This is a genomic window from Paenarthrobacter sp. NPDC091669 (assembly GCF_044756725.1).
Lineage (GTDB): Bacteria > Actinomycetota > Actinomycetes > Actinomycetales > Micrococcaceae > Arthrobacter > Arthrobacter bambusae_C.
In genome coordinates this window covers 228941-234940 of the sequence record NZ_JBIVTK010000009.1, presented here as the reverse complement: position 1 = coordinate 234940, position 6000 = coordinate 228941, and the positions used below count along the sequence as shown (strand labels likewise).

At 62.9% G+C, this 6000-nt stretch carries 5 protein-coding genes and 2 rRNA genes; 5 read left to right on the top strand and 2 right to left on the bottom strand.

Features of this window, described 5'->3' with window-relative positions:
• From ACIQLI_RS16600 to ACIQLI_RS16585, 4 genes are all read left to right on the top strand, one after another.
• A 23S ribosomal RNA gene (locus ACIQLI_RS16600) occupies positions 1-206 on the top strand; the annotation flags it as partial.
• Between the two features lie 152 nt (positions 207-358).
• Positions 359-475: ribosomal RNA gene (gene rrf / locus ACIQLI_RS16595) — 5S ribosomal RNA — on the top strand.
• Between the two features lie 121 nt (positions 476-596).
• Positions 597-1091, top strand: coding sequence for a hypothetical protein (locus tag ACIQLI_RS16590; RefSeq protein WP_400390345.1), 495 nt, complete (start codon positions 597-599; stop codon positions 1089-1091).
• Entirely contained in the window at positions 1075-1605 is a 531-nt protein-coding gene (locus ACIQLI_RS16585) for an N-acetyltransferase (protein WP_354231160.1), read from the top strand. The genes ACIQLI_RS16590 and ACIQLI_RS16585 overlap by 17 nt, the downstream gene beginning before the upstream one ends.
• Before the next feature lie 26 nt (positions 1606-1631).
• On the opposite strand, the gene ACIQLI_RS16580 is transcribed toward ACIQLI_RS16585, so the two are convergent.
• A complete protein-coding gene (locus ACIQLI_RS16580; RefSeq protein ID WP_400390343.1) occupies positions 1632-2654 on the bottom strand; it encodes a LacI family DNA-binding transcriptional regulator in 1023 nt (340 codons plus the stop codon).
• Between the two features lie 19 nt (positions 2655-2673).
• Positions 2674-4416, bottom strand: coding sequence for a glycoside hydrolase family 13 protein (locus ACIQLI_RS16575; protein ID WP_400390341.1), 1743 nt, complete (start codon positions 4414-4416; stop codon positions 2674-2676).
• Positions 4417-4625: 209 nt separating this feature from the next.
• On the opposite strand from ACIQLI_RS16575, the gene ACIQLI_RS16570 reads away from it, so the two are divergent.
• Complete coding sequence (locus ACIQLI_RS16570) at positions 4626-5924, top strand: extracellular solute-binding protein (protein WP_400390339.1); 1299 nt, start codon at positions 4626-4628, stop codon at positions 5922-5924.
• Positions 5925-6000: the final 76 nt, after the last annotated feature.

The following is a 6000-nucleotide window of genomic DNA, read 5'->3' as shown; positions in this document are numbered from 1 at the left end:
CCAAGTGCATCGCTGATTAGCTACGTTCGGATGGGATAACCGCTGAAAGCATCTAAGCGGGAAGCTCGCTTCAAGATGAGATTTCCATACACAGTTATGTGTGAGAGGCCCCCAGCCAGACCACTGGGTTGATAGGCCGGATGTGGAAGCGAGGACTAAAGACTCGTGAAGCTGACCGGTACTAATAGGCCAACAACTTACACCACACAAACACACTGCACGCGTCCACTATGTGGTTCCCGAACAACAACACCGTTCCAGGAACCAACAACAACTACATAACAACACCACAGTTGTAACCAAAAACTTCCCACCCACCCCACGGCAAACACCACAGGGTTGGGACGGGTAACAGAGTTACGGCGGTCATAGCGTGGGGGAAACGCCCGGTCCCATTCCGAACCCGGAAGCTAAGACCCACAGCGCCGATGGTACTGCACCCGGGAGGGTGTGGGAGAGTAGGACACCGCCGGACATAATTTCAGGAGAGCCCCGACCACAGGTCGGGGCTCTTCGCTTTTTAAGCACCGTCCTTGCCCAACAGCGCCCTCCTTGGCCCGGCTGTTTGCCTTCGCCCACCGGTAGAGTTGGTGGTCATGGAAAACCTCTTCAGCCACTCGGCCTCTGACCCCGAACCCTCACAGCAGGGCGGCGATGCACTGCAGCCGCTCATCGTCACTGTTGTGGTGCCCACGAACGTTTCGCACGCCTTCCAGGGCTTCACAGATCATCCACACCTCTGGTGGCCACTGGAGCAAGAGAGCGTGTACGGCGAAGGATCACATGTGGAGTTCGAAGAGAACCTGATTCTTGAAACCGCCGAGGACGGCCGTACGTCGGTGTGGGGCACTATTGATGATTGGCAGCCTCCGCTGTCTTTCCACGCCGCCTGGTACCCGGCTGGAACGCCGTTGTGGTCCACCGAGATCCGGGTTGTCTTTGGTGCCGTGGATGAGGGTACGGAGGTGCGCCTGATCCACGATGGGTGGGAAGGTGCCGAGGATCCCGCTGCGTCCAGGGCATCCTACGCTGAGGGCTGGCCCCGCGTGCTGGCATGCTATGTGAGGTTCATGGGTGGAGCCATTGCCTAGGATCCGCCGGCTCCAACCCAGTGATTGGCGTTTGCTGCGTGAGGTCCGGCTGGAGATGCTCAAAGACACACCTATGGCTTACGTGGAGAGTCTGGAGGCGGCCCGCCGACAGACCGAGACGCAGTGGCAGGAGCGTGCCGCTGCAATGTCCGGGGACAGCAGCTTCACGTTGGTTGCGGATGCTGGCCAGGACGGCAGCACATTCTGCGGCTTGATGCGTGTGGTGGTGAAGGACCACCAGAGCACGGAGAAGCCGCTGCAGGCCATGCTGCTCAGCGTCTACGTGGCACCCGGGCACCGGGGGCTTGGACTGGCCGACGAACTCCTCAATGAGGCATGCAAAGCGGCCTCGGAAGAGCTCACTGCCGGGAGCATCCAGCTTGGGGTGCATGAGGACAACTCAAGGGCACTGGCGTTCTACCGGCGTCACGGCTTCGAGACCACAGGTGCCAGCAGGCCTTATCCGCAGGACACGTCCAAGCTTGAGCTCACCATGGAGCGCCGGCTGTCATAGCGGGCCACGTACAAAGCACCGGATCCCTAGAAGGTACCGGCTTTGGGCACCGCGGTACTGGAGCGCACCACCAGTTGAGTGGGGTGTTCGGTATCGGCAGGTTCCAGGACGAGGCCCTTGGTGATCGCACCCAGGAGTGTGCGGACGGCCAGCGCTCCTTGGCCCTTGGCATCCTGGTCGATGGTGGTCAGGCCCAGGACATTGCCCAAGTCATGGCCGTCGATTCCCATGACGGAAAGATCATCCGGAATGCGGAGCCCGAAGTCCCGGGCCGCGAGGATGGTGCCGATGGCCATTTCATCGGAGGCGGCGAAGACGGCGGATGGCCTGTCCGGTGCGCTGGCCAGCAACTGCCGTGCCGCAGCGTACGCGCCTTCGATGGTGAAGTCCGCGGAAACGATCCATTCGGGCCGGACAGGGCAGCCGGCGTCGTTCATTGCTTCTTCGAATCCGCTCCGACGCGTTCCGGGAAGATGGAAGTCCTGGTCGTAGGCCTCATTGCCGGTGATGTGCGCGATCTTGGTGTGCCCCAGGCCGAGCAGGTGGTTGGTGGCCTTTCGCGCGATCGCGGAGTCGTCGATCCTGATGGTTGACGCTCCGGGTAAGGGCCCGCCAATTCCGACGATCGGACGGTGCATGGCGTGGAGCTGCTGGATTTCGGCTTCGCTCAGTTCCAGCGATACCGCGATCACCGCGTCCACCCGCTTGCGCAACAGGAAGTCGTTGAACACGCTGTGCCGGTGCTCGGGGTTTTCCCCGATGTTGTACAAGGTGAGGTCGTACCCGGCCTCGAGCAGCGCGGCCGACGCGCCCTCGATCACCGCTGAGAAGAACCAGCGGTGGACCGAGGGCACCACCAAGCCAACGTTGTGCGTGCGACCGGAGGCCAGGCTGGAGGCATGGTAGGACAGCACGAACCCCAGCTCTGATGCTGCGGCGCGGGCACGCTCCCGGCTGGTGGGCGATACATTGCCTTTGCCGCTCAGCGCCCGTGACACAGTGGCAACGGACAGCCCTGCTCGCTCGGCTACGTCCTTGATGCCCGTCATGCCGCTCCTAGGTGAAAAATCAGCTGACTGTCAGCCAGATTGTCTCCCCTGAGCCTAGTTGATCAGCGCCTGGTTGATCAGCGCCTGCTGAGGGGGCGCTGCGCAGGATGGTGCGGCCGGCCGGAAGCGGCAGGGGATCGGAGCCTGCGTTCATGATCACCAGGGTGTTGCCGTTCAGGTACGCCAGGGAGGACCCGGTGCAGTAGTCCTCGACCCAGGCCAGTGAACCTTGGCCGAGCCGGAGCGTGGCGCGTTCAGCGAGCATGGCCCGGTACAGGTTAAGGTGCGACGCCGGATCGGACTCCTGCAGGTCTCTCGCCAGCGTGGGCCAGGACTCGGGCTGCGGCAACCAGGGGTCCACGCCGCTACCGAACCCGGAGTGGGGTTCGGACGAACGCCAAGGGAGCGGTACGCGGCAACCGTCGCGGCCGATCCGGGCTCCGCCGGTGCGGGCGAAGGTGGGATCCTGGCGCATGCTGCCGGGAATGCTGGAGGAATCGGGCAGGCCCAGTTCTTCGCCTTGGTAGAGGTATGCGCCACCAGGGAGGCCGAGCATGAACATGGTAGCCGCGGCAGCCCGGCGTCGTCCGAGTTCTTCGTTGGGCTGCGCGTCGTCGGGGCCGATGCCGTCTCCGTCGCGGGGACCAGGTCCGTCGTACCCGAAGCGTGAGACGTGCCGGACGACATCGTGGTTGGACAGTACCCACGTGCTGGGGGCGCCCACGGCGTCGAGGGAGACCAGGGAGTCGGTGATGTTGTGGCGCAGCCGGTGTACGTCCAGGCCGGCGTGCAGGTACGGAAAGTTGAAGGCCTGGTGCATTTCATCAGGGCGGACCCACTGCGCCAGCCGGGGGAGCGGATCCACATTGGCTTCTGCGCAGAGGATGCGGTCCGGGCCGTACTCTTCCAGGATGGAACGCCAGCGGCGGTAGATGTCGTGGAGGGCAGGCTGGCCGAACATCGGAGCGTCCTGGCCGGGGAAGCCATCGGAGCTGTTGCCGTCGGCGCGGCCGCCCCAGTTGGGCAGGCCGGCTGCCTTGACCAGGGCGTGGGCTACGTCCACCCGGAAGCCTGAGATGCCGCGGTCCAGCCAGAAGCGGAGGACGCGTTCGAACTCAGCGTGGACGGCCGGGTTATCCCAGTTGAAGTCCGGCTGCGAGGAATCGAAGAGGTGCAGGAACCATTGACCGGGCTGTCCATTGGGCTCGATGATGCGCGTCCACGCCGGACCGCCGAAATGCGACTGCCAGTTGTTGGGCGGCTCGCTGCCGTCGTGCCCTTGGCCTTCGCGGAAGATGAACATGTCCCGCTCCACGCTGCCGGCACCCGCAGTCAGCGCTGCTTGGAAGGCGATGTGCTGGTCGGAGCAATGATTGGGCACGAGGTCCGCGATGACGCGCAGGTTGAGCCTGTTGGCTTCGGCAATGAGGGCGTCGAAGTCGGCCAAGGTGCCGAACAGGGGATCGACGTCGCAGTAGTCGCTGACGTCATACCCCGCATCCCGCTGGGGTGAACGGTAGAACGGCGACAGCCAAACGGCGTCGACGCCCAACGCTGCCAATTGCGGAAGTTCAGCGGTGATGCCCGCCAAGTCTCCTACGCCGTCGCCGTTGAGGTCCCGGAAGGAGCGCGGATAGATCTGGTAAATCACAGCGGAACGCCACCAACCATGCGCCGTGGACGCATCGTGGATCGGGGTCAGATGCGTGAAGGCTGCAGTGGGCTCATGGGTCGCAACCGAGAGCAATGAATCAACGGACATGAACACATCGTAGAAGAGAAATCGCAAAAGTGTAAACGTTTCCAGTCCTAAGGGTGCTGTCTTTGCAATGAGAACGGGGGCTGGGCTTTTCAAATTCGCATGCCGCCCTGTAGTGTGTGGAAGCGCTTGCAGTTGTGAGCCATATCACCGGCGTCGTAGTGGGCCTGCAGCCCTTGCCGTCGACGAAGAAAAGAACGAAAGGGACACCAATGAAGGTGCACAATACCCTCGCGACTCAAACCACCCGGCGGGTTTTCGCCACCGGGGCGATCTCCTTGGCCGCAGCTCTGGCACTGAGCGCCTGCGGTGGAAGCGCCTCCACAGCGCCCAGTGCAGAAGCGACAAAACAGGACCTCAAGGCTGCAGGTGCAGGCGTCATCACCATGTGGGTGGATGCTGAGCGCTCCCCGGCCCTGAAGGACATCACCGAGAAGTTCAAGTCTGATACCGGCGTCGAAGTGAAGCTGGTGGTCAAGGACTTCGCAGCCGTACGTGACGACTTCATCACCCAGGTTCCCACCGGTCAGGGACCGGACCTGATTGTTGGACCTCATGACTGGATTGGAAAGTTTGTCCAGAACGGTGTGATCGCACCCGTGGAGTTGGGTGACAAGGCAGGCCAGTTCCAGGACTCCTCCATCAAGGCGATGACGTACAACGGGGCCGTCTACGGCGTTCCCTACGCGATCGAGAACATTGCCCTCCTGCGCAACACCAGCATTGTGGACAGCAAGGCGTCCACCTTGGACGAGGTAGTGGCCAACGGCAAGAAGGCCGTGGCCGACGGCAAAGCCACTTTCCCGTTCCTGGTGGGCATGGACCCGAAACAGGGCGATCCCTACCACCTGTACCCACTGCAGTCTTCCATGGGCTCACAGGTCTTTGGCAAGAATGCCGACGGCGGTTACGACGCCAAGCAGCTCCTCATTGGCGACGCTGCCGGCGTCGAATTCGCCAAGAAGCTGGCCGCCTGGGGCGATGCCGGTGAGAAGATCATCAACTCCAACATCACGGCAGACATTGCCAAGGAGAAGTTCCTGGCCGGTGAATCCCCTTACTTCCTGACAGGACCGTGGAACGTTCCGGATGTCCAGAAGAAGGGCATCAAGTTCGCCGTCGATGAGCTGCCCACCGCGGGCGGCGAGCCTGCCCAGCCGTTCATCGGCGTCAACGGCTTCTTCATCAGCGCCAAGAGCGCCAACGCGCTGGCCACCAATGAGTTCGTCACCAACTACCTCACGTCCGAGTCGGCCCAGGACTCCATGTACGCGGCAGGCGGACGTCCCCCGGCCCTCAAGGCGTCGTTCGACAAGGCCGCCAGCGATCCCGTTGTTGAGGCCTTCGGCAAGATCGGCTCCACCGGCATTCCCATGCCCGCCATTCCGGAAATGAGTGCGGTCTGGGCTGACTGGGGAGCTACTGAGCTCGCCATCATCAAGGGCCAAGGCGATCCCGCCGAGGCGTGGACCAAGATGGCCGCCAGCATCAAGTCCAAGATCGGCGGCTAACACCGCGACCGGCTGACTCCACCGGTCTGCCCCGGACCGGGCGGCACCCCACCGCCCGGTCCTGCCTGCCGCCTAC

What these genes read in the sequence shown, in the direction of transcription:
- ACIQLI_RS16590 (WP_400390345.1), top strand. Translation starts at nt 597, where the DNA reads ATGGAAAACCTCTTCAGCCACTCGGCCTCTGACCCCGAACCCTCACAG.
- ACIQLI_RS16580 (WP_400390343.1), bottom strand. Translation starts at nt 2,654, where the DNA reads ATGACGGGCATCAAGGACGTAGCCGAGCGAGCAGGGCTGTCCGTTGCC.
- ACIQLI_RS16575 (WP_400390341.1), bottom strand. Translation starts at nt 4,416, where the DNA reads ATGTCCGTTGATTCATTGCTCTCGGTTGCGACCCATGAGCCCACTGCA.
- ACIQLI_RS16570 (WP_400390339.1), top strand. Translation starts at nt 4,626, where the DNA reads ATGAAGGTGCACAATACCCTCGCGACTCAAACCACCCGGCGGGTTTTC.